General features: G+C 64.3%; 17 protein-coding genes and 1 tRNA gene. 6 read left to right on the top strand and 12 right to left on the bottom strand.

Going from position 1 to position 20,399, the window contains the following annotated elements; translation table 11 throughout:
* Positions 1 to 6: 6 nt before the first annotated feature.
* The 6 genes from NDI54_RS01275 to NDI54_RS01300 all read right to left on the bottom strand — a co-directional run bounded on the left by NDI54_RS01275 (position 7) and on the right by NDI54_RS01300 (position 4,555).
* Entirely contained in the window at positions 7 to 717 is a 711-nt protein-coding gene (locus NDI54_RS01275) for an energy-coupling factor transporter transmembrane component T family protein (protein WP_310894679.1), read from the bottom strand.
* A complete protein-coding gene (locus NDI54_RS01280) occupies positions 711 to 1,415 on the bottom strand; it encodes an energy-coupling factor ABC transporter ATP-binding protein (protein WP_310894680.1) in 705 nt (234 codons plus the stop codon). The genes NDI54_RS01275 and NDI54_RS01280 overlap by 7 nt, the downstream gene beginning before the upstream one ends.
* Complete coding sequence (locus tag NDI54_RS01285) at positions 1,412 to 1,990, bottom strand: biotin transporter BioY (RefSeq protein WP_310894681.1); 579 nt, start codon at positions 1,988 to 1,990, stop codon at positions 1,412 to 1,414. The genes NDI54_RS01280 and NDI54_RS01285 overlap by 4 nt, the downstream gene beginning before the upstream one ends.
* 63 nt (positions 1,991 to 2,053) lie before the next feature.
* A complete protein-coding gene (locus NDI54_RS01290; protein WP_310894682.1) occupies positions 2,054 to 3,454 on the bottom strand; it encodes a PQQ-dependent sugar dehydrogenase in 1,401 nt (466 codons plus the stop codon).
* A gap of 49 nt (positions 3,455 to 3,503) precedes the next feature.
* Positions 3,504 to 4,124, bottom strand: a complete 621-nt coding sequence (locus NDI54_RS01295) for a 30S ribosomal protein S7 (protein WP_310894683.1) — start codon at positions 4,122 to 4,124, stop codon at positions 3,504 to 3,506.
* 2 nt (positions 4,125 to 4,126) lie between these two features.
* On the bottom strand, positions 4,127 to 4,555 hold the full coding sequence (locus tag NDI54_RS01300; RefSeq protein WP_004515440.1) for a 30S ribosomal protein S12: 429 nt from the start codon (positions 4,553 to 4,555) through the stop codon (positions 4,127 to 4,129).
* Positions 4,556 to 4,743: 188 nt separating this feature from the next.
* Between NDI54_RS01300 and NDI54_RS01305 the strand changes: the two genes are divergently transcribed.
* Together NDI54_RS01305 and NDI54_RS01310 are read left to right on the top strand one after the other, a co-directional pair.
* A complete protein-coding gene (locus tag NDI54_RS01305; RefSeq protein ID WP_310894684.1) occupies positions 4,744 to 7,146 on the top strand; it encodes a methyl-accepting chemotaxis protein in 2,403 nt (800 codons plus the stop codon).
* A 145-nt stretch (positions 7,147 to 7,291) separates the two neighbouring features.
* Positions 7,292 to 9,679, top strand: a complete 2,388-nt coding sequence (locus NDI54_RS01310; RefSeq protein ID WP_310894685.1) for a methyl-accepting chemotaxis protein — start codon at positions 7,292 to 7,294, stop codon at positions 9,677 to 9,679.
* A gap of 61 nt (positions 9,680 to 9,740) precedes the next feature.
* Here the strand turns inward: NDI54_RS01310 and NDI54_RS01315 are convergent, their stop codons facing one another.
* From NDI54_RS01315 to NDI54_RS01340, 6 genes are read right to left on the bottom strand one after another with little or no spacing between them, the layout of a single operon-like run.
* Positions 9,741 to 10,166 carry a NusA-like transcription termination signal-binding factor gene (locus NDI54_RS01315; protein WP_004515442.1) on the bottom strand — a complete coding sequence of 142 codons (426 nt, stop codon included), beginning with the start codon at positions 10,164 to 10,166 and terminating at the stop codon, positions 9,741 to 9,743.
* Complete coding sequence (gene rpoA2, locus NDI54_RS01320; protein ID WP_310894686.1) at positions 10,166 to 11,353, bottom strand: DNA-directed RNA polymerase subunit A''; 1,188 nt, start codon at positions 11,351 to 11,353, stop codon at positions 10,166 to 10,168. The genes NDI54_RS01315 and rpoA2 overlap by 1 nt, the downstream gene beginning before the upstream one ends.
* 2 nt (positions 11,354 to 11,355) lie before the next feature.
* Positions 11,356 to 14,265, bottom strand: coding sequence for a DNA-directed RNA polymerase subunit A' (locus NDI54_RS01325; RefSeq protein WP_310894687.1), 2,910 nt, complete (start codon positions 14,263 to 14,265; stop codon positions 11,356 to 11,358).
* Positions 14,262 to 16,088, bottom strand: coding sequence for a DNA-directed RNA polymerase subunit B (gene rpoB / locus NDI54_RS01330; protein ID WP_310894688.1), 1,827 nt, complete (start codon positions 16,086 to 16,088; stop codon positions 14,262 to 14,264). The genes NDI54_RS01325 and rpoB overlap by 4 nt, the downstream gene beginning before the upstream one ends.
* A 1-nt stretch (position 16,089) precedes the next feature.
* Positions 16,090 to 17,655 carry a DNA-directed RNA polymerase subunit B'' gene (locus tag NDI54_RS01335; RefSeq protein ID WP_310894689.1) on the bottom strand — a complete coding sequence of 522 codons (1,566 nt, stop codon included), beginning with the start codon at positions 17,653 to 17,655 and terminating at the stop codon, positions 16,090 to 16,092.
* Positions 17,655 to 17,882 carry a DNA-directed RNA polymerase subunit H gene (locus NDI54_RS01340; RefSeq protein WP_004959115.1) on the bottom strand — a complete coding sequence of 76 codons (228 nt, stop codon included), beginning with the start codon at positions 17,880 to 17,882 and terminating at the stop codon, positions 17,655 to 17,657. Before NDI54_RS01340 ends, NDI54_RS01335 begins: the two co-directional genes overlap by 1 nt.
* Before the next feature lie 279 nt (positions 17,883 to 18,161).
* Between NDI54_RS01340 and NDI54_RS01345 the strand changes: the two genes are divergently transcribed.
* The 4 genes from NDI54_RS01345 to NDI54_RS01360 all read left to right on the top strand — a co-directional run bounded on the left by NDI54_RS01345 (position 18,162) and on the right by NDI54_RS01360 (position 20,338).
* A tRNA-Asp gene (locus NDI54_RS01345) sits at positions 18,162 to 18,234 on the top strand.
* A 453-nt stretch (positions 18,235 to 18,687) separates the two neighbouring features.
* Positions 18,688 to 19,341, top strand: a complete 654-nt coding sequence (locus NDI54_RS01350; RefSeq protein WP_310894690.1) for a hypothetical protein — start codon at positions 18,688 to 18,690, stop codon at positions 19,339 to 19,341.
* 136 nt (positions 19,342 to 19,477) lie between these two features.
* A complete protein-coding gene (locus NDI54_RS01355) occupies positions 19,478 to 19,774 on the top strand; it encodes a winged helix-turn-helix transcriptional regulator (protein ID WP_310894691.1) in 297 nt (98 codons plus the stop codon).
* Positions 19,775 to 19,849: 75 nt separating this feature from the next.
* The gene (locus NDI54_RS01360; protein WP_310894692.1) at positions 19,850 to 20,338 is read left to right on the top strand and encodes a metallophosphoesterase family protein; all 489 of its coding nucleotides are present in this window, start codon (positions 19,850 to 19,852) and stop codon (positions 20,336 to 20,338) included.
* Positions 20,339 to 20,399 lie beyond the last annotated feature (61 nt).

The raw sequence follows: 20,399 nt of genomic DNA on the forward strand, positions 1-20,399 counted from the left end.
GACCGATCAGACCGGGACGAGCGGCGACACCGCCAGCGCGACACCGACGGCGAGGACCGGATAGTCGCGACGGTCGAAAGACAGCGGCGGGAGTGTCGGGTTCCATGCGAAACAGCGGGCCCGCAGGGCGACCGAGAGCCGGTCCGAGCGGTCGAGCGTGCGCTCCAGCGACCGGACGGCGAGCAGCCTGGCCCGCACCCACAGCGGGCGGGCCTCGCCCCCGCGGGCGTGGATCGCGTCGCGCACCTCCCGAACGTCAGCGAGCACGAGCGGAAACAGCCGAACGACCAGCGCCATCCCGACGCCGAGGATCTGCCCGGGCTTGCCGGGAATCAGGCGCTGGACCGCCGCCCGCGTGTCCCGGACCGGCGTCGACGTGAGGTAGGCGGCGCTGACGAGCAACACCGGGAGAATGCGCCCGACGTACAGCACCGAGCGCAACGCCGGCTCGACCCGAAACCACGGTGGGCCGAGCGCCACGCCGGCAATGACCGGCGCAAGCGCCAGCACCGCGATGACGACCCGGTAGGAGCGCAGGACGGCCAGCGGCGAGAGCCGGGCCGCCGCGAGCGCACCCAGCGCAAACGCGGTCGTGCCCACGAGCCACGGCAACGTGGGGTGGGCGACCGCAGCGATGGCGAGCCCGAACTGAACCAGCAGTTTCGACCGCGGGTCCAGGCGGTGGGCGAACGTCGCGCCGGGCCGGTAGCTCAGCATCGCGGGTCCCGGACGCCGAGGTCCGGGAGGGCATCGAGCGCGTCCGACGGTGGTTTGTCGAGGACGACCTTCCCCTCATGCAGTGCGACGAGGCGGTCGGCCCGCTCGTGGAGGTCCCGGAGGTCGTGGGTGACGACGATGACGCCCGTCCCGTCGGCGGCCAGCGCGTCGAGGTGATCGAGCACCGACGCCCTGGCCGGCCAGTCGAGGCCCACGAGCGGTTCGTCGAGGACGAGGTAGTTCGGCTCCATGGCGAGCGCCCCGGCGATAGCGACGCGGGCCTGTTCACCGCCGGAGAGGGCGTCGATACGCCTGTCCTCGACCCCATTGAGGTCGACGGCATCCAGCGCCGCCGCGACCCGGCGGTCGATTTCCGTCCTGTCCAGCCCGAGGTTCTCCGGGCCAAAGGCCACGTCAGCGCCGACGGTCGCCGCGACGAACTGGTCGCGGGGGTGCTGGAACACCATCCCGATCTGCGTCCGGGCGACGACGGGGTCGTCGGTCACGTCGGTCCCGTCGACGGTGACCGTCCCGGAATCCGGCGTCAGAAGGGCGTTGAGATGCCGGACAAGTGTCGTCTTCCCGCTCCCGTTCGGTCCGACGAGCAGGCAGTACTGGCCATCGGGTATCGACAGCGTGAGCCCGTCGAGGACGGCAACGTCGCCGTACCGGTAGCGCAGGTCACTGACTTCGATCATCGACTGGCGAGGTACCCGCCCTGCACGACGGCGACTGCGACACCGAGCTTCAGGAGGTCGAACGGCACGTACGGAGCCATCGTGGCCGCAGCGCGAGCGAGCGGCAGGCCGGTCACCATCGACAGCCACGGGATGCCGATGGCGTAGACCACGACGACCGCCGCGGTGAGCGCGACGACCTGTACCGGGACGGAGAGGTCACCAACCGGCCGCGGCGTGGTGCTCCGGTGTGCGATAGCGCCGGCGACGACCGCGCCGACGAGAAAGCCCACGAGGAAGCCGCCGGTATTGCCGGCGATGACGTAGCCCAGGCCCGCGTTCCCGTTCGAGAACACCGGGACGCCGGCGATACCGACAAGCAGGTACAGCAGCAGGGCGACGCCGCCCCACAGCGGGCCCAGCACCAGGCCGGCGAAGAACATCCCGAACGGCTGCAGCGAGAACGGCGGCAGCGTCCCCGGGAGCGGGATGGAAATCTGTGCAAGCGCCGCGGTCAGCGCCGCGATCAGCACCGCCTTGGTGAACCAGCCGACGGTCTCGTCGTCGACGAGGTCGACGGATTGTTCTGTTGCCATGGGTCACCCTCTCTCGTCAACCAAAATATATCCGCGGGTTCACGGACGGGTTTCCGCTACCGCTCACTCGGCGGGCGTGACACGGACCAGCACATCGTCGTGCTCGCGTGGGAACCCGTCGCCAGCACGGCCGTCGCGGTTCGACGTGACGAGGTAGAGCCCGCCGTCGGGACCTTGCTCGGCGTGGCGAATCCGGCCGAGTTCGTCGGCCAGCAGGGAGTGGGTCGTCGCAGTGTAGGCGTCGTCGGTCCAGTCGGCGTCGTACACCTCGGCGTCGTCCCCGGGCGGCAGGTCTCCGCCGGCCGGCGTCACCGTCGTCGCGAGGAGTTTCTGACCCTTCAGGCCGCCGGTAAGTAGTCGGTTCCGCAGCGAGGGGACGGCATCGCCAGTGTAAAACAGCGACCCGGACGGTGCCCAGCCGCCGACGTTGCCCGTATTAGCGAGTGGCCGGCGGACCTCGGGATCCGCATCGAGGTACTCCTCGTGTTCGCGGGTGTCGGGCCAGCCGTAGTACCCGCCGGCTTCGAGGCGGTTGAGTTCGTCCCGCCCGGTCGGGCCGTGTTCGGATGCGACGACGGTCCCGTCCGGAAGCCAGGCCAGCCCCTGTGGGTTCCGGTGGCCGTAGGTGAACACTCGCGGGTCACCGCCCAGGTCCGGGTTCCCGGGTGCGGGGTCGCCCGCGGGCGTCACGCGGAGGACCTTCCCACCGAGCGAGTCAGTGTCGGCGGACAATTCACCGACACCGGCGTCACCAGTCGTGATCCAGAGGTAGTTCTGGGGTCCGAAAGTGAGCCGACCGCCGTTGTGTATCTTGCTCCCGGGGATGCCGTCAACGAGAACGGACTCCGTGGCGGCCGGGTCCTCGGCTGACACGTCCATCGCGACGACGCGGTTGACCCGCTCGTCGTCGTCGGTCATCGTCGTGTAGTAGACGTACACCACCGGCGGGTCGGGGTAGGTCGGATGGGCGGCGACGCCGAGCGTTCCGCCCTCGCCGCCGGTCACCCACCAGCCGTCGTCGCTCGATTCCGCGTCGATGACCGCGGCCGGTTCGGTGACCGTCCGGACGGTGCCGTCCGCAAACGAGAGGACACGGCCGACCCGCTCGGTGAGAAACAGCGTCCCGTCGGCGGCAAACGAGAGGTCCCACGGGATCTCCAGATCCTCGATCAGTGCCTCCGTCGCAAGCGGCGTCTCCATCGGCGACGTGGTCGGGGCCGTCCAGTCGGTGTCGGGTGACTGGCTGCGTTCGTGGCTGACGGCCACGTCGTAGCGTTCCAGCGCCCGGGCCGGTGCTGCCGTCGCCGTGGCTGTCGCGGTTGCCGCACCCGTGGTCGACTGGTCCGCTGTCCCGTCAGCGTCCTCGGACTCACCGCGACAGCCGGCTACCCCGGTCGCCCCGGCGGCGACGAACGCAGCGAGGTACTGTCGACGAGACCGGCCGCCGCGGCCGTGATTTGACATAGATTCCACTGCCGAGCAAGGAAGAATAAAGATGTTGGAGACGGCCTGGTTAGCGAGCGGCAGCCGCGACGCGTTCTTTCTCTTCTTTCTGGTTGACCGCGTAGGCCTGGACATCGTCGTTAGCAGCGCCGATGAGCTGCTGTGCGAGTGCCTCGGCGGCGCTCGTGGTGGTTTTGAACGAGCCACCGTAAACGCCCTCCGCGATGAACTTCAGAGCCTGATCGACGCGGCGCTGGGGCGCAACGTCGACGGCCTTCGGGACCGAGATACCACCGTATTTCAGGCGGACGGTCTCCTCTCGTGGGGCGCTGTTCTCGACCGCGCTGACGAGTACCTGAATCGGGTTCTCGTCCGTGCGCTCGTGAACGATGTCGAACGCCTCGGTGACGATCGAGGTGGCGAGTTGCTTCTTGCCGGTGTTCTCGTCGGTCTGCATCAGGCGGTTGATGAGCCGCTCGACGATGCTGATCTCGCTTTTCTTGAACTGCTTGTCCGCGTGCCGGCCCATCGTGTGAGCGATGGGGGTGACGGTGATGTAGCGCTCGGTCGAGGGATCGGTGTACTCGATGTTCGTGATCTCCCACTCACCGAACAGCTTCGCACGAGCCGTCTCCGGCTTGCTTTCCTCAGCCGCGTCAGCATCAGCGTCAGGTGTGTCTTCGGCACTCATGGTTATCGGACCGGTTTCTCCGCGTTCCCGCGAACGAGTTCAATGAGAGAGACGCCGTTGACTTTCTCGACCTTGTAGTTGACACCGGAGAGGTCGCCCATCGCGCGGCCCTTCGCCCCGCCGATACCCGCAATCGTGACCTCGTCGTGCTCGTCGATGAAAGAGATAGCGCCGTCACCGGGACAGAACGCGGTGACCTGCTTGCCGTTCTTGATGAGCTGGACGCGGACACATTTCCGGATCGCGGAGTTAGGCTGCTTGGCCTCGATTCCGACTTTCTCCAGTACGATACCTCGTCCCTGGGGCGCACCCTCGAGCGGGTCGGACTTCTTGCCCAGGCCGCGTTCGCGACGCGCGTAGTCAGTGTCAGACCACCGGTGTTTCTGGCGGTCCTTCTTGAGCTTGCGCGCGGCGTACTTGCCGTTCGCCATAGTAGGCACTGGTACCTTTCGGAGGTACTTAAGACTCCTCTTTTGTATCCAAGCGGTAGCGTCGGCGTGTGTGGCGTTCTGTGCCACAGGTGATCGGCAAAGTGGGTAAAGAATTATTTTTGATAATGTGGGGGATGGGTTTACAGCAGCGGTACAGAAAGCAGACAGCAACGCACTCTACCCGACACATGAAGCTTAATACAGTCCTCCCAGCGGCAATTCGGAAGAGCTACCTCCGGAAGTTCGGTCTTGCTGTGGTGGTCATCGCGCTCGTCGTGACCAGTGCAGGGTTGGTCGCACAAGACGCGATCGCCGGCGACCTGACTGAGCAGCGAAACAACGAGCTCCAGACGACGACACAGCAGGAGGCAAACACCATGGCCGGCTGGATCGAACAGTCCCGCCGGACGACCCGACTCCTGTCGAACCATCACCAGGTCAGCGGAACGACAGGAGTCCAGGCCAAAAGGACGTTCCAGAGCTCACAGCGACGAATCGGCGGCTCGATTCACGCGATAGCGCTCGTCGACAGTTCGACAGACACCATCGAACAGTCGACGGTTGGCCGGTACGAGGGGGCAACACTCGACGACATGAACATCCAGTGGCGAAGCGCAAGCGGAACTCTGCTTTTGAGCGGCACTGACGCGGTGGCACAGTCCCGCGTGTTCGAGCAGGACGGCTCACACTACATGGCGTTTATCAGCAACGTCCCCCAGACCAGCTACCGGACGGTACTGTTCTACAACGTCAGCGAGCGGTCACAGGAATTCGAGAACTCCATCGACGGCGGTGAAACCCATATCATCGAATACGACAACGAAGGCAACGAAGTCATCTTCGCCGACAACACGTCGCAGATCTTCGACCGGTACGACAGCGCGACCGAGCAACAGGTGACGGAGACTGCTGCCAACGGGACGACCGGCACCCTCCAGGCCAATGGGGAAGTGTGGGGATACGCCAAGGTCGGCGATATGAACTGGGTCGTCGTCAAACGCGCACCGGCGGAGAGCGCCTACGCGCTCCGGGATACCGTCCAGCAGGACATCTTCGCACTCCTCGGGCTGGCACTGCTCAGTTTCCTCGGCTTTGGGGCCTTCGTCGGCCGTGACATCCGCACGTCGCTCACTGGCGTGGCCCAGCGTGCGGAGGCGCTCGCACGGGGCGAACTCGACGGAGACGCGACGGAGACCGACCGGATCGACGAGATCGGACAGGTCCAGAACGCCTTCACCGATATCCAGTCCTATCTCGGCACCGTGGCCGGACAGGCGGACGCGCTCTCCAGACAGTCGTTCGACGATCCCGTGCTTGAGGAAGACGTACCGGGACGGTTGGGGGCATCACTCGACGCGATGCGGGACGACCTCCAGCAGTTCATCGACGAGATCGAAACCGCGAAGCGGGACGCCGAGAGCGCACAGGCGGACGCCGAGGCACTTGCCGACTCGCTCGAACAGCAGGCCGAGGAGTTCTCGGCCGTGATGCGGATGGCGGCCGACGGCGACCTCACCCAGCGGCTTGATACTGACACGGACAACGACGCGATGGCCGATATCGCCGCCGCCTTCAACGATATGCTCGCCGAACTCGGACAGACGGTCATGCGTATCCGCGAGTTCGCCACCGACGTTGACGGCTCCGCGGACCAGATCACCGCGAGCGCGACGGAGGTCCGCGATGCAAGCGAGGAAGTCAGCGAGTCTGTCCAAGAGATCGCGACCGGCGCGGAGACGCAGTACGAGAACATCGAAGAGACCGCCGACGAAATGTCGAGCCTCTCGGCGACGATCGAAGAGGTCGCGGCCCAGGCTGATGAGGTCGCAACTACATCGAACGAGGCCGCCGAGATCGGCGAAACCGGCAGCGAACGCGCGACGGAAGCCGTCGAAGTGATGAACGACATCGAGACGCGAGCCGACGAGACCATCGACCACGTCGAATCTCTCGACGAGGAGATGGAGCAGATCGGCGACATCGTCGACCTCATCGACGACATCGCCGAGCAGACCAACATGCTCGCCCTGAACGCCTCCATCGAGGCCGCCCGGGCCGGCGAGGCTGGCGAAGGGTTCGCCGTCGTCGCCGACGAGATCAAAGGTCTCGCACAGGAGACGACCGAGGCCACCGAAGAAGTCTCGACCGTCATCGAGGACGTGCAGGACACTACCGGCGAGGCTGTCACTGAAATCAGGGAGATGGGCGGCTCCGTCACCGACGGCATCGAGACTGTCGACGAGGCTATCGAATCCCTCGAACAGATCGTCGACCGCGTCGAGGATGTCAACGACGGCATCCAGTCCATCAGCGACGCCACCGACGAGCAGGCCGCCTCGACCGAGGAGACCGTCGCCATGATCGACGAAGTCGGGACGATCAGCGAGGAGTCGGCCAGCCAGGCGGAGGGCGTTGCTGCGGCCGCGGAGGAACAGACCGCGACGATCAACGAGGTCACTGGCGGCATCGAGTCCCTTTCCGACCAGGCCAGTGACCTCAGCGACCTGTTGGCGCAGTTCGACGTAGAATCACACAGCGACACGGACGTGTACGAGCACGACGCCGACAGCGTCTCCGCTGACGACGACTAACTCCGGGGACTGCGGCCCCGAAAATTCTATCTCCCATTATTGAAAATTTACTTCTCCAATATCGCAATCATATGTGATAACTGGGGAGTGGGTTTCTAATATCGGCACTTAGCTTGTTCAGACAGACCTGCGCTCGACACTATCTATGAAACTCGAACAACGTCTCCCAGACATCATCCGGCAAACGTATCTCCGGAAATTGACACTCATCGTTCTCTGTATCGCACTCCTCGTTGCTGGTGTCAGCGTCACCGCGGAGCGGACAGTCGCAAGCGAACTGACCGAACAGCGCGAGAGCGAACTGTGGACTGGTACTGTCCAGACGGCGGCTACGACCGAAGACTGGGTCCGCAGTCAGCGCAACGCCGCCCGTACTCTCTCGACACTCTCCGACGTTGAGTCGGGGAGCGCGACGATGGTCAGAGGCGCGTTACAGCGACAGGCGTTCTACCAGCCGGAGTCAGTGTACGCTATCCACTACGTCGACGAGGGCACGATGGAAATCGAGCAGTCGTCACTGACCAACCGGCGCGACACCTCACTCCGGACGGACGACTTCGCGTGGGAAGGCGGCAGCACCTCGTTCACCGGATCGAACTCGGTCGCGATGTCAACGGTGTACACCTACGACGGGCGGAAACACATCGCCTTCGCCAGCCCGGTGAGCCGGAGCGACAAGATGGTCGTCGTGGTCCACAACGTGACCGCGCGGACGGCACAGTTCCGCAACTCCATCGACGGCGGTGAAACGCGGATCGTCCGCCAGGACGGCACAGTGCAGTTCGCCGAGGACGCCTCGACCATCGGCTCGCGGTACAATGTGTCCGTCAACCTGACCGCACTCGCAGCAGCAGACGGTAGCGTGACCCGGAGCGGCCCCCTCCTCATCGCCGCCCAGCCTGTCGCTGACACGTCGTGGATCGTCGTCAAACAGGCTCCGCAGTCGACCGCCTTCGCGCTGCGTGACAGCATCCAGGAGAGCTTTATCGCCATCATCGGCGTCTCGCTAGCCGGGTTCGCCGTCATCGGCGTCCTCGTCGGTCGCGGCATCATGCAGTCACTCAGGCGGCTCTCCACGCAGGCGGAAGCCCTCGCGGTGGGGAACTTCGACACCGATATCGAGCGGTCCGACCGCCTCGACGAGGTCGGCGATGTCCAGAACGCCTTCTACGAAATGAAGACCTATCTCGACACCGTCGCTGCACAGGCTGACGCGCTCTCCAGACAGGCGTTCGACGACCCGGCGCTTGAGAAGGACGTTCCCGGCCAACTCGGAACGTCGCTGTCGAACATGCACGGCAACCTCGAATCGTTCATCACCGACCTCGAACAGGCCCAAGCGGAGGCCGAGGAGTCCAGAGCGGAAGCAGAGCAGTTGGCAACGACGCTCGAACAGCAGGCCGAGGAGTTCTCGGCCGTGATGCGGACGGCAGCCGACGGCGATCTCACTCAGCGGCTTGACACGGACACGGACAACGACGCGATGGCGGATATCGCCGCCGCTTTCAACGACATGCTCGCACAACTCGGGCAGACGGTCATGCGTATCCGCGAGTTCGCCGACGACGTTGACGGCTCCGCCGACCAGATCACCGCGAGCGCGACGGAGGTCCGCGACGCAAGTCAAGAGGTCAGCGAATCCGTCCAGGAAATTGCCGATGGTGCGGAGACGCAGTACGAGAATATCGAGGAGACGGTCGACGAAATGTCCGGCCTCTCCGCGACGGTCGAAGAGGTTGCAGCACAGGCCGACGAAGTCGCGGCCACATCCGCGGAGGCCGCTGAAATCGGCGAAACCGGGGGCGAACGTGCGGGCGAAGCAATGACGGTCATGAACGATATCGAGACGCGAGCCGACGAGACCATCGACCGCGTCGAGTCCCTGGACGAGGAGATGGAGCAGATCGGCGACATCGTCGACCTCATCGACGACATCGCCGAGCAGACCAACATGCTCGCCCTGAACGCCTCCATCGAGGCCGCCCGGGCCGGTGAAGCCGGCGAAGGGTTCGCCGTCGTCGCCGACGAGATCAAGGGCCTCGCACAGGAGACGACCGAAGCAACTGAAGAAGTCTCAGCAGTTATCGAGGACGTACAGGACACCACTGGCGAGGCCGTCACCGACATCAGACAGATGGGCGATTCGGTGACTGACGGCATCGACACCGTCGACGACGCCATCGAATCCCTCGAACAGATCGTCGACCGCGTCGAGGAGGTCAACGACGGCATCCAGTCCATCAGCGATGCCACCGACGAGCAGGCCGCGACAACGGAGGAAGCGGTGGCGATGACCGACGAAGTCGGGACGATCAGCGAGGAAACCGCTTCCCGCGCCGAGAACGTCGCCGCCGCCGCGGAAGAACAGACCGCAACGATCAACGAGGTCACCGGCGGCATCGAATCCCTTTCCGATCAGGCCGGCGACCTCAGCGAACTCCTGCAGACGTTCGATGTCGACAGCGGCACCACGCACAGCGATACCGACGTGTACGAACACGGCGCGGACGACCCGGCCACTGGCGACGACTGAGCGCGGTCGCTCTCCGAAATGGTTTCAAAAAGGACGAGACGGAGCGGACGAGCTTTCCCGCTCAGGTCAGCTCGATGCCGTCGATTTCGAAGTGTCGCTTCGCCAGTTGCCGGGCGGCATCGATGTTTCGGCCTTCACGGCCGATAGCGGCCCCGCGGTCTTCCTGTGCCACTTCGACGTAGGCGACGGTGTCGTCGTTCTCCGAGACGGTGACGTTGTACACCGCGGCCGGCGCGAGCGCGTTCGCGACGAAGTCCTCTGCCGTCTCGGCGGCCTCGACGAGTTTGACCTCGCGGCCGAGGCGTTCCTCGACGCGTTCGACGGTCTGGCCGCCGGGGCCGATGGCGTCGGCCATCTCCCCGCGCTTGACCAGGTACACCACCTGGTCGTGGTCCTCGTCGACGACGCAATCCCGGACGGTGACGGCTGCCTCGTCCTCGAAGAGGGCGACCAGTCGACGCGCTTCGTCCGAGAGTTCGACCCGCATCAGTCCTGGGTCGTACCCATCCGAAGGTTGACATCGCCGGTGCCGAGCTTGATCGGCTTCCCGACGATGACGTTCTCCGTGACGCCGTCGAGCTCGTCGATCTCGCCGTGGATGGCGGCGTCAAGCAGGTGATTGACCGTCACCTCGAAGGCGGCACGGGCGAGCACGGAGTCTTTCGACCCCGAGATGCCGTGGCGGCCGATGGACTCGATGGTCCCCTCGTTGGTCATGATGTCGGCCACGAGCATCAGGTGCCGGACGTTCACGTCGTCCAGGCCCTGCTCTTCGAGCGTGTTCATCGTCTCGTTGATGAGCGTCTCGCGGGCCGCTTCGACGCCGAGTTCCCGGTAGATCTCGTGGATGTTGTTACACGTCGTCCGGGAGGCGTCGACGCCCTCGATATCCAGTACCTCGCCGAAGTCAGAGCCCTCGGTGTAGAGGACGAACTCCTCGCCGTTGTCAGTTTCTTCCTTGCGGATGACGACGCGGGTGATCTCCTCGATGCCCTTGAAGACGATCTCCCGTAGCTCCTCGACCAGCTGCAGCAGGTCGCGGTAGCTGGGTTCCTCCGGCCCGAATTCGATGACGGTGCCGGCCTGCCGGGCCGAGACCCCGAGGTTCGACTCGATAGTCTCAGCGATCTCCTCGGCGATGGCGTCCGTGTCGTTGACCGTCGGCCACCGCTCCAACAGGGTGTCCTCGTTCAGGTCGATCTCGACGAGCATGTCCGCGACGTTCGTCGAGATGTCACCCAGCGCGAGGATGCGCGTCGCCTCGATCTTCCAGACGACCTCGTGGGCGCGCTCGCGGTCCTCGGCGTACTCCTCGTCGAGGTGGACCGTCATCATCGGCGTGTCCGGCGTCTTCCGGGCGTCCACCAGCTCGATGAGCCGTGGCAGGCCCTGGGTCACGTCGATCTCGGCGACCCCCGCGTAGTGGAACGTGTTCATCGTCATCTGCGTTCCCGGTTCGCCGATGGACTGGGCCGAGACGGTCCCGACCGGGTCCAGCGGGTCGACACGGGTATCGAGGTAACGGGACTCGACGGCCTTGGCGATGCGGTCGGCGTCGTCGACGCCGACGCCCCGTTCCTCGACGGTGCTGTACACTTCGTTTTTCAGCCGTCGCGGCAGCTCAGTGTCCTCGACGACGGCCTCGATGTCTGCTGATACGTCGTGTGCTGTCATTGTTAGTCGTCACCCTCGGCCATCCACCAGTCGTCGGCGTGCTCCGAGAGGTTGGTCCGCTCGGTCCGCGTGCCGAGGAAACTCTCTTTCTGCTTCTCGCTCTCGAACTCCTCATCGAGGACGCTGTCGGCGATCTGTTCGACATCGACGGCGTCGCCCTCCTGGCTGGAGGAGACATCGACCGGCGACGTGCCGTCCTCGCCGAACTCGAACTGGACGATGGTGTCCGAGGTGTCTCGGACGGTCCCGTCATACTGCGTTTCGAGTTCCGAGAGCGCGTTGATGAGCCGGCGCTGCAGGTACCCGGACTTCGAGGTCCGGACGGCCGTATCGACCAGGCCCTCGCGGCCACCCATCGCGTGGAAGAAGAACTCCTTCGGGCCGAGCCCGGAGCGGTAGGAAGCCTCGACGAAGCCGTGGGCGTCCGCCGAGAGGTCGTTCTCCTCGAAGTGCGAGAGGGTGCGGTTCTCGTAGCCGCGGTTGATCCGCTCGCCACGGACTGCCTGCTGGCCGACACAGCCGGCCATCTGGGTCAGGTTCAGCATCGACCCACGCGCACCGGACTCGGCCATGATGACGGCCGGGTTGTCCTCACCGAAGTGGTCTTCGGCGATGTCACCGGCGGAGTCACGGGCCTTGCCCAGCGTCTGCATGATCTTCATCTCCAGCGTCTCATCAACGGTCCGACCGGGCAGCGATTCGAGTTCGCCGCGGTCGTAGGTCTCGATGAGTTCCTCGACGCGGTCGTAGGCGCTGTCGATGGCGTCGTTGATCTGCTCCTCCGCTTCACGCGGGATCGACTCGTCGTCGATGCTGATCGAGAACCCGAAGTGCATGATCGACCGCATCGCCAGCGCCGAGACCTCGTTGACGAGAATCCGGGCGCGAGTTCGGGAGTAGTCCTTGGCGATGGTGTCGACGATCTCGCCGCCGAAGGCACCGACGGCGTCCTCGTCGATGGTGCCGCCGGTCATCTGGCCGTCCTCGACGACGACGGTGTCGCCGGCAGAGGACGTGAACTCCAGATTCAGGTCGTCGGGCAGCAGTTCCGAGAACAGCGAGCGACCGGTCCAGTACTCCTCGCCGCCCTCGTCGACGCCGTCCGCCTCGGGCAGTTCGTCGATTCGAGTCGCCCGGAGCAGGTCAAGCGCCTGCGTCTCGTTGAACTTCGGATTGGTGTGAGTCAGCAGGTAGGTCCCGCTGATGTGGTCCTGAATCGCGCCGATGATGTTCTCGCCGAAACGCGGGGAGAGCATCTGCTCCTGCACGCGCATGAGGACGCGGGCCTCTGCCCGGGCTTCCTCGTTCTGGAGGGCGTGCATGTTCATCTCGTCCCCGTCGAAGTCAGCGTTGTACGGCGGACAGACCGTCGTGTTCAGCCGGAACGTCTTGTACGGCATCACGACGACCTCGTGGGCCATGATGGACATCCGGTGCAGCGACGGCTGGCGGTTGAAGATGATGATGTCGCCGTCGACCAGATGCCGGGACACTTCCCACTCCGGTTCGACCTTCTCCGCGAGTTCCTCGCAGTTCTTTTCGGTCACCTTCAGCCGGCGGCCGTCGGGCCGCTTGACATAGTTCGCACCGGGGTGGCCCTCGGGGCCGTTGGAGACGTAGCGGCGGGCCTCCGCTAAGTTGCGCTCGGTGACGTTCATCGTCTGGGTCATCTCCTTGGCGACCCGGTCCGGCACACCGACCTCGTTCAGCGAGAGCGTCGGGTCCGGCGAAATCACCGTACGAGCGGAGAAGTTCACGCGTTTCCCGGACAGCGAGCCACGGAAGCGACCCTCCTTGCCTTTCAGGCGCTGAGAGAGGGTCTTCAGCGGACGCCCGGAGCGGTGTCGCGCCGGTGGCGTCCCCGAGATCTCGTTGTCCATGAACGTGGTGACGTGGTACTGCAGCAGTTCCCAGAGGTCCTCGATAATCAGCTGTGGCGCGCCCGCCTCGCGGTTCTCCATGAACCGCTGGTTGATGCGGATGATATCCACGAGCTTGTGGGTCAGGTCGTCCTCGGAGCGCTGGCCGTTGTCCAGCGTAATCGAGGGCCGAGCCGTGACCGGTGGCACCGGCAGTACCGTCAGAATCATCCACTCCGGGCGGGAGCGGTCGGGTTTCATCCCCAGCACTTCGATGTCCTTGTCCGGGATGTCCTCGAACCAGTCCCGAATGTCGCTGGGCATGAGCTTGTTCATGTCCTCCTCTGTCAGGTCGACCGACAGCGCCTTTTCCAGGGCGCGGCGGTCCTCTTTCCGGGGCCGGAACTCGCCGCTGAGAATCTCCTGGACGCGGCTGCTGTCGATGCCGGTCTCCTCGGAGAGGTCGATGGGTGAGATTTGGTCCTCGGCTTCCTCCATCGCGGCGGCGATCCGCTCAGGGTAGTCCGAGGCCAGCACGTCCTGGACCTCGTAGTAGGTCGTCGGCTTCTCGTGTTTGATGTCGTACTGCTTCTCGCCACAGAACGGACAGCGGTCCTTCTTTCGGGCCTGCCGGATGGCGGCCTTGGTCACGTCGTTGAGGTCGCGGCCGAGGTCCTGGGTCCTGGTCAGGCGGTCCGCGAACTCCTCGCGCTCGTGCTCGTCGAGACAGAGCCGGGAGCAGTCCCGGCAGGTCCCGCGCAGCAGTCGGCGGATGAGCTTCGCGAAGCCGACGTGGATGACTGGGGCAGCGAGTTCGATGTGGCCGAAGTGGCCGTTACACGACCCGCTGTGTTTCCCGCAGGTCTTGCACTCCAGTCCGGGGTCGATGACCCCGAGCCGGGGGTCCATCAGTCCCATGTCGATGGGGAAACCGTCGTCATCGTACGTGTCGGCCGTAATCACTTTCGTGGCCGACATCTCGCGGTACTCCTCGGGGTCCATCAGCCCGAAGCTGAGCTGACCGATTTCCTGGGGTGTCTGTTGTGAGCTCATACTGCGTCCTCCAGTTCGATCCGCGGCGCGATACCGAGCGCCTTCATCTCGTCGAGCAGGAGCTTGAACGCGTAGGACATCTCGACCTCGTGGATGTCGGTCTCCTCCTCGCAGTTCGGACAGTAGATGCGCCGTTGTTCGACGTTCTCGACGGCGGTCATCCCACACTGTCCGCAGACGTTGATCCACTCGCGGTCGGACTCATCGAGCAGGCGCTCCTTGAGCGCCATCGCCGCGCCGTGCCCGATGAGCACGTCCCGCTCCATCTCACCCACACGCAGGCCACCTTCGCGGGCGCGACCCTCGGTGGGCTGGCGGGTAAGCACCTGCACTGGCCCGCGCGAACGGGCGTGCAGCTTGTTCGAGACCATGTGGTAGAGCTTCTGGTAGAAAATGTCGCCGACGAAGATCTCGGCGTCGATCTTCTCGCCGGTGACGCCGGAGTACATCGTCTCCTTCCCCGACGAATCGAAGCCGTGCTCTTCGAGGGAGCCACGGAGTTCATCCTCGTCCTCGCCGGTGAAGGCGGTGCCGTCGACACGGCGGCCTTCGAGTGCGCCGACCTTCCCGCCGATCATCTCAAGGATGTGGCCGACGGTCATCCGCGACGGCAGTGCGTGCGGATTGATGATGAGGTCCGGGACGACGCCCTCCTCGGTGAAGGGCATGTCCTCTTGCGGGGCGATGTGGCCCACGACGCCCTTCTGGCCGTGCCGCGAGGCGAACTTGTCCCCGAGTTCGGGGATCCGTTCGTCACGCACGGAGACCTTCGAGAGCTTCGAGCCGTCCTCGCCTTCCATCAGCGTGACCGTGTCCACGACGCCTGACTCACCGGAACGCATCGTGACGCTCGTCTCGCGGCGCTTCTGCGGTGAGAGACCGCCCATGTCGTCCGGTTCTTCGAGGAACCGGGGCGGACTCGTTTTGCCCAGCAGGACGGCGTTCTCGCCGACCTTCGTCTCCGGGTTGACGAGGCCGTCGTCGTCGAGGTGCGTGTACGCTTCCTCGCCGCGTGCGCCACGAACTTCGTCGTCAGGAATCTCGAAGCGGTCCTCCTGACCGCCGGGGTAGCGCCGTTCCTCGCCCTCGTAGGTGCGGAAGAAGTGCGAGCGGGCGAGCGCGCGGTCGACCGACCCCTGGTTCATGACGAGTGCGTCTTCGATGTTGAACCCCTCGTAGCTCATCACGGCGACGACGAAGTTCTGTGCCGCGGGGCGGTCATCGTAGCCGATCTGTTCGGTGGTCTGGGTCTTGACCATCGACAGCTGCGGGTAGTGCAGCAGGTGCTGGCGCGTGTCCGGGCGAATGCGGTAGTTCGCCGACGGCAGGCCAAGCGACTGCTTGATCATCCCCGACCCCATCGTAATCCGGGGCGAGGCGTTGTGTTCGGGGTACGGAATCATCCCAGCACCGATACCGAACATCAGCTGCGGGTCGACTTCCAGGTGCGTGTGGTTCTCGGTGAGTTCGTCCTCGTCGACGCCGACGAGGATGTCCTCCTCTTCTTCGGCGTCGATGAACTCGACGAGGCCGCGCTCGACAAGCTCCTCGAATTCGAGTTCGTCCTCTTTGACCTGTTCGACCTCATCGTCGGTCATCAGCGGTTCGCCGTCCTCGACGACCAGCAGTGGTCGTCGGGCACGGCCGGCGTCGGCGTTGATGATGACTTCCCCGGTCCGGTTCTTGACCGAGACGTTGACCATCTGGGAGACATCCCCCCGTCGTCGCGCCTGTCGTACCTGTTCTGCGAGCTGTTCCGGGTCGGGGTGTGTGCCGACCAGACTACCGTTTACGTATACTTTGGCTTCGCGTCCCTGACTCATATTAATCGTCCGCGGGCTGCTGTTCGATCGATTCGATACCGGGGATGCCCTGGACCCCCATCTCTGCGAGTTCCTGTTTGAGACCCTGTGGGTCCGCAACGTCCTGTGACAGCTCCATCGCCTGGGCGAAGTTCTTCACCAGCCCACAGTTGGGGCCTTCAGGCGTCTCGGAGGGACAGATGCGACCCCACTGGGTCGCGTGCAGGTCCCGCGCTTCGAAGTGTGGCTGGGAGCGACTGAGCGGCGAGCGCAGTCGGCGGAGGTGTGACAGCACCCCCATGAAGTCGGTCCGGTCGACCAGCTGGCTCACGCCGGAGCGGCCGCCGACCCAGTTCCCCGTCGCGATGGGGTGTTCGAGCCGCTCGGTCAGCACGTCAGAGCGCACGACCGTCGAGACGGAGAGCTGACGGTTTCGCATGTTGGCCCGTTCGAGCTGGTATTTCACGTCCCGGGCGAGCTTGTTCAGCGCCGTCCGGAACAGGTCGGTCATCAGGTCGCCACTGACCTTCAGCCGCTTGTTGGCGTAGTGGTCCTTGTCGTCGGATTCGCGGCGTTCCAAGGCGAGTTCGAAACACGCCTCGGCCATCCGGCAGAGGTAGAACGCTTTGTTGATGCGGACTTCCTCTTCCTCGACGCCTTCCTCGTGCAGGTGCGGGAGGAGATAGCGGTCGATGACGTAGTTGGCCCGTTTGAGCTGGTAGTTCTTCCCCTGTCCAGAGGCGACACGCTTGCCCAGCGTCTCGATTGCTTCCTCGGTCGTCTGGACCTCGGCCTCCTCTAAGTTCTCCAGCATGAACTTCACGATCTCCGGATCCTCGCTGACGCGGTGGACGATCTCCTCGTCCGACTCCAGCCCGAGCGCACGGACCAGCGTCACGAAGTCGATGCTGCCCGAGACGGACGGGAACGAGACTTCCAGCAGCCCGTCCCGCGTTCGTTCACACAGCACCAGCGCGCGGTAGCCACGGCGCTGGGAGAACGTCTTGGCGACCTGCACCTCGTCGCCGTACTTGGTGTCGTACTCCGCGAGAATCTTGTTCGGTGCGAGGTCCTCGCTGGTCATCAGCACCCGCTCGGATCCGTTGACACAGAAGTAGCCACCGGGGTCTGCGGGGTCCTCGCCGATGTCGATAAGTTCCTCATCGCTGAAGCCCGCGATGTTGCACTTGTTCGACCCGACCATGATGGGCATCCGCCCGATCTTGGTTTCGGTCCGGTCGACGACTTCCTCCGGTTCCTCCTCGCCACCGCGGACGATGGCCATTTCCATGAACACCGGCGCGGAATAAGTGATGTTGCGCAGCCGTGCTTCCTGTGGGTACAGCAGTTCCTCGCTGCCGTCTGCCTCACGAACCCGCGGGGTGACGACGCGAACGTCGCCGAGTTCGACCCACACCGGTTCCTGCCCTTCCTTGTCACCGATGTCAGTCTCGATGGTCTCTTTCTCGTCGACGACCTGCTGCATCCCTCTGTCGAGGAAGGCGTTAAACGAGCGGAAGTGGTGTTCGGCGAGCCGTTCCTTGGCGAAATATTCACGCGATATAGCGCGGCGATCTTGTGTGTTCATTATTCTACCACCAGTCGATACACGACGGCTTCATCCGTCGTTCTGGAGTCGCGGACGATCCGAACCACGTCACCGACTTCGGCGTCATCGGGCAGCGCCTTGTCGGTGCGCTTGATCTTCGGGAGGTCCGTCTTCTTGATTTCATACTCCGTGAGTACTGCTTCGAGGTCGTCCTCGTCGACGACACTGTGGTCTGGGACGAGGTCGTGTTGACTTACATCTACCATGTGTGTGCGTGTGCGTTTGGCCTGCTGCTGGAGAAGGTGGCTGTCACGAGATACTACAGGGCCGTACTGTCGGGGCGCATATAACACTTGCCAAGTCGCTCTGCCGTGGCTATCGGACCCGCCCACCCTCACGTGGACTGCGGGTGTGATTGCTCGTACCAATCACATGAATCAGGCCGGACATAGAACTTTGGGTCCCGTCATGTGCATCCATCCCGGGGCGGCTTTCTTTGGAAAGTCTTAATACCAACACCGGGATACGAAGAAGTGCAGCAAGGTGCCCGGATGGTGTAGTGGCCCATCATACAACCCTGTCACGGTTGTGACGCGGGTTCAAATCCCGCTCCGGGCGTACTTTTGCGACGAGCTAATCCGCGAGTCGCGAATCCGTAACGAGCGGATTTGAATCACGCAAGACGAGCGCCGCGAGTCTTGCCCGGGTTCAAATCCCGCTCCGGGCGTTTCTCTGAATCCAACTCGACAAGCGACGCGATAAAACGCGTTGCTATCGCTCTATGTAGTGAACGCCGGTCGAAAGCTCTCGACCGCAAACTGGTTCCGGACTCCCCAGCAGGTAGTAAACACCGTCTACTTCTCGATAAGCCGGCTCATACTGATGTAATAGGAGCAGGAGAACTGCATGTGTCCGGGGAATTACCCCCAGACCTGTCATAGTGTCCGTCCACCGGAGTCGGACGTGCTATCACATCACGGGGGATGGGATATGTTTTGTGTTGCATGCAACGGGTGCCGGCTGACGGACCCCAGCGACAAACTGTTTAGGAGGCCCCGCAAAAGAGAGGCCATGGAGGACGTGGATGGCGAGGAAATGCCCGGCGCGATCGTCGAGGCGTTCCTCGAACGCGAGGAGGGCGTCCGGGCGCTGCTTGAGGAACTGGAGAAGCTCACTATCGAGGGCCGCCACGGGGAGGTCCGTGACCGCGTTCGCAATCTGGCCGACAGCGACGAGTCGGTGTTTTACACCGTGGCGTTTAGCCTCACCAACTCGCAGCAGTTCTTCGGCGACGTGGAGGCCCAGCTGGACGTGACCGCCGCGGACCGGCTTCGGGATCTCGCCGACACGTTTCCCGCGCTGGCGGAGCCATTCAACATCGTCCGAACGGAACGGGCGGACGACCGGCTGAACCCGGTGACGGACACGAGCTACGCGGTGAGCTACCACCGCGGCGTCGAGTCGCCGATGGTGACCTACAGCCCGCTGTCGGGCGAACAGGAACTCTACGAGTCCCGCGGGACGCCGAGCGAGGTGCTGCGGGTCGCGTCTGATCTCACGGGCGCGACAACCGACGCACTGGACGTGGCGATGGACAACGACTACTCCGTTAACACGGAGGAGCTGAGCGCCCTCATCGACCGCCGCGAAGAACTGGAGACGGAGCTGAACAAACTCCGGGACCAGCTGGACGAACTTCGGCGAACGCCGGTCACCGACGAGTAGCGGGCACGGTCGGGAGTGACACAGCAAACCCTCGAAACCAGTGCAGCAGCAAAGAGAGCGAACGCGACTCGGAGTGGCGTAACTGGGGCGTTTATGTGTCACGGACCAAAACGCACAGATACGATTTGCTATGGGAATGGACCGACTGGAAGATCAGGTCGAGAAGGAGGGGCGGGACTTGGTGATCCTCGAAGCCGTCATCGAGAACGGACCGATCGGTATCGTCCGGCTCGCCGAGGAGACAGGGGTCCCGAAACACAAGGTGCGGTACTCGCTGCGGATGCTGGAAGACGACGAACTCGTCGAACCGACGCCACAGGGCGCGGTTCCGGCCGACGACATCGAAGCACGGGTCGCAGCGATCAACGACGGTCTCGACCGGTTGGTCGAGCAACTGGACGGGCTGCGAGACGTGTTTACCCCCGCAGAGTAGCGCCGCTGAGGCGAGCAGTCGGGGACTCGTTTCCGTGGCAGTAACCCTTTTCGAGCGGCGACGTGATGGACCGGTATGGATGTCGCTCTCATCAGCGATTCACACATCCCCTCCCGGGAACACGAGATCCCGCCGTCCTTCCGGGAACGCATCGAGGTCGCCGACCACGTCATCCACGCCGGCGACTTCGACAGCAAAGGCGCACTCTCGGACATCCGCCATATGGCAACGGCACTGACCGCCGTCTCGGGCAACATCGACCCGCAAATAGGGTTACCTGAGCGGGCGACGGTCGAGCTCGGTGGCGTCACGTTCGTCGTGACACACGGCACCGGGTCACAACGGGGCTGGGCCGACCGCGTGGCCGCCGCGGTCCGGGAGGAGGCCGACAGCAACGCCGTCGGCGTCGCCGGCCACACCCACGAACTGACAGACACCGTCTACGATGACGTGTGGCTCCTGAACCCCGGCAGCGTCACGGGGGCATCACCGGCCGACCGCCCGACCATGATGACCGCGACAGTCGAGGACGGGACACTCGACGTGACCCAGCACGAACTGTAGCGCGACCTGCCGGAGCCGCCAAAGGATACCGGCAGCTGTTGCCACTGTTGGCCGGCTTTGC

Origin of the sequence: Haloarcula terrestris, assembly GCF_031624315.1 — an archaeon.
Classification (GTDB): Archaea; Halobacteriota; Halobacteria; order Halobacteriales; family Haloarculaceae; genus Haloarcula; species Haloarcula terrestris.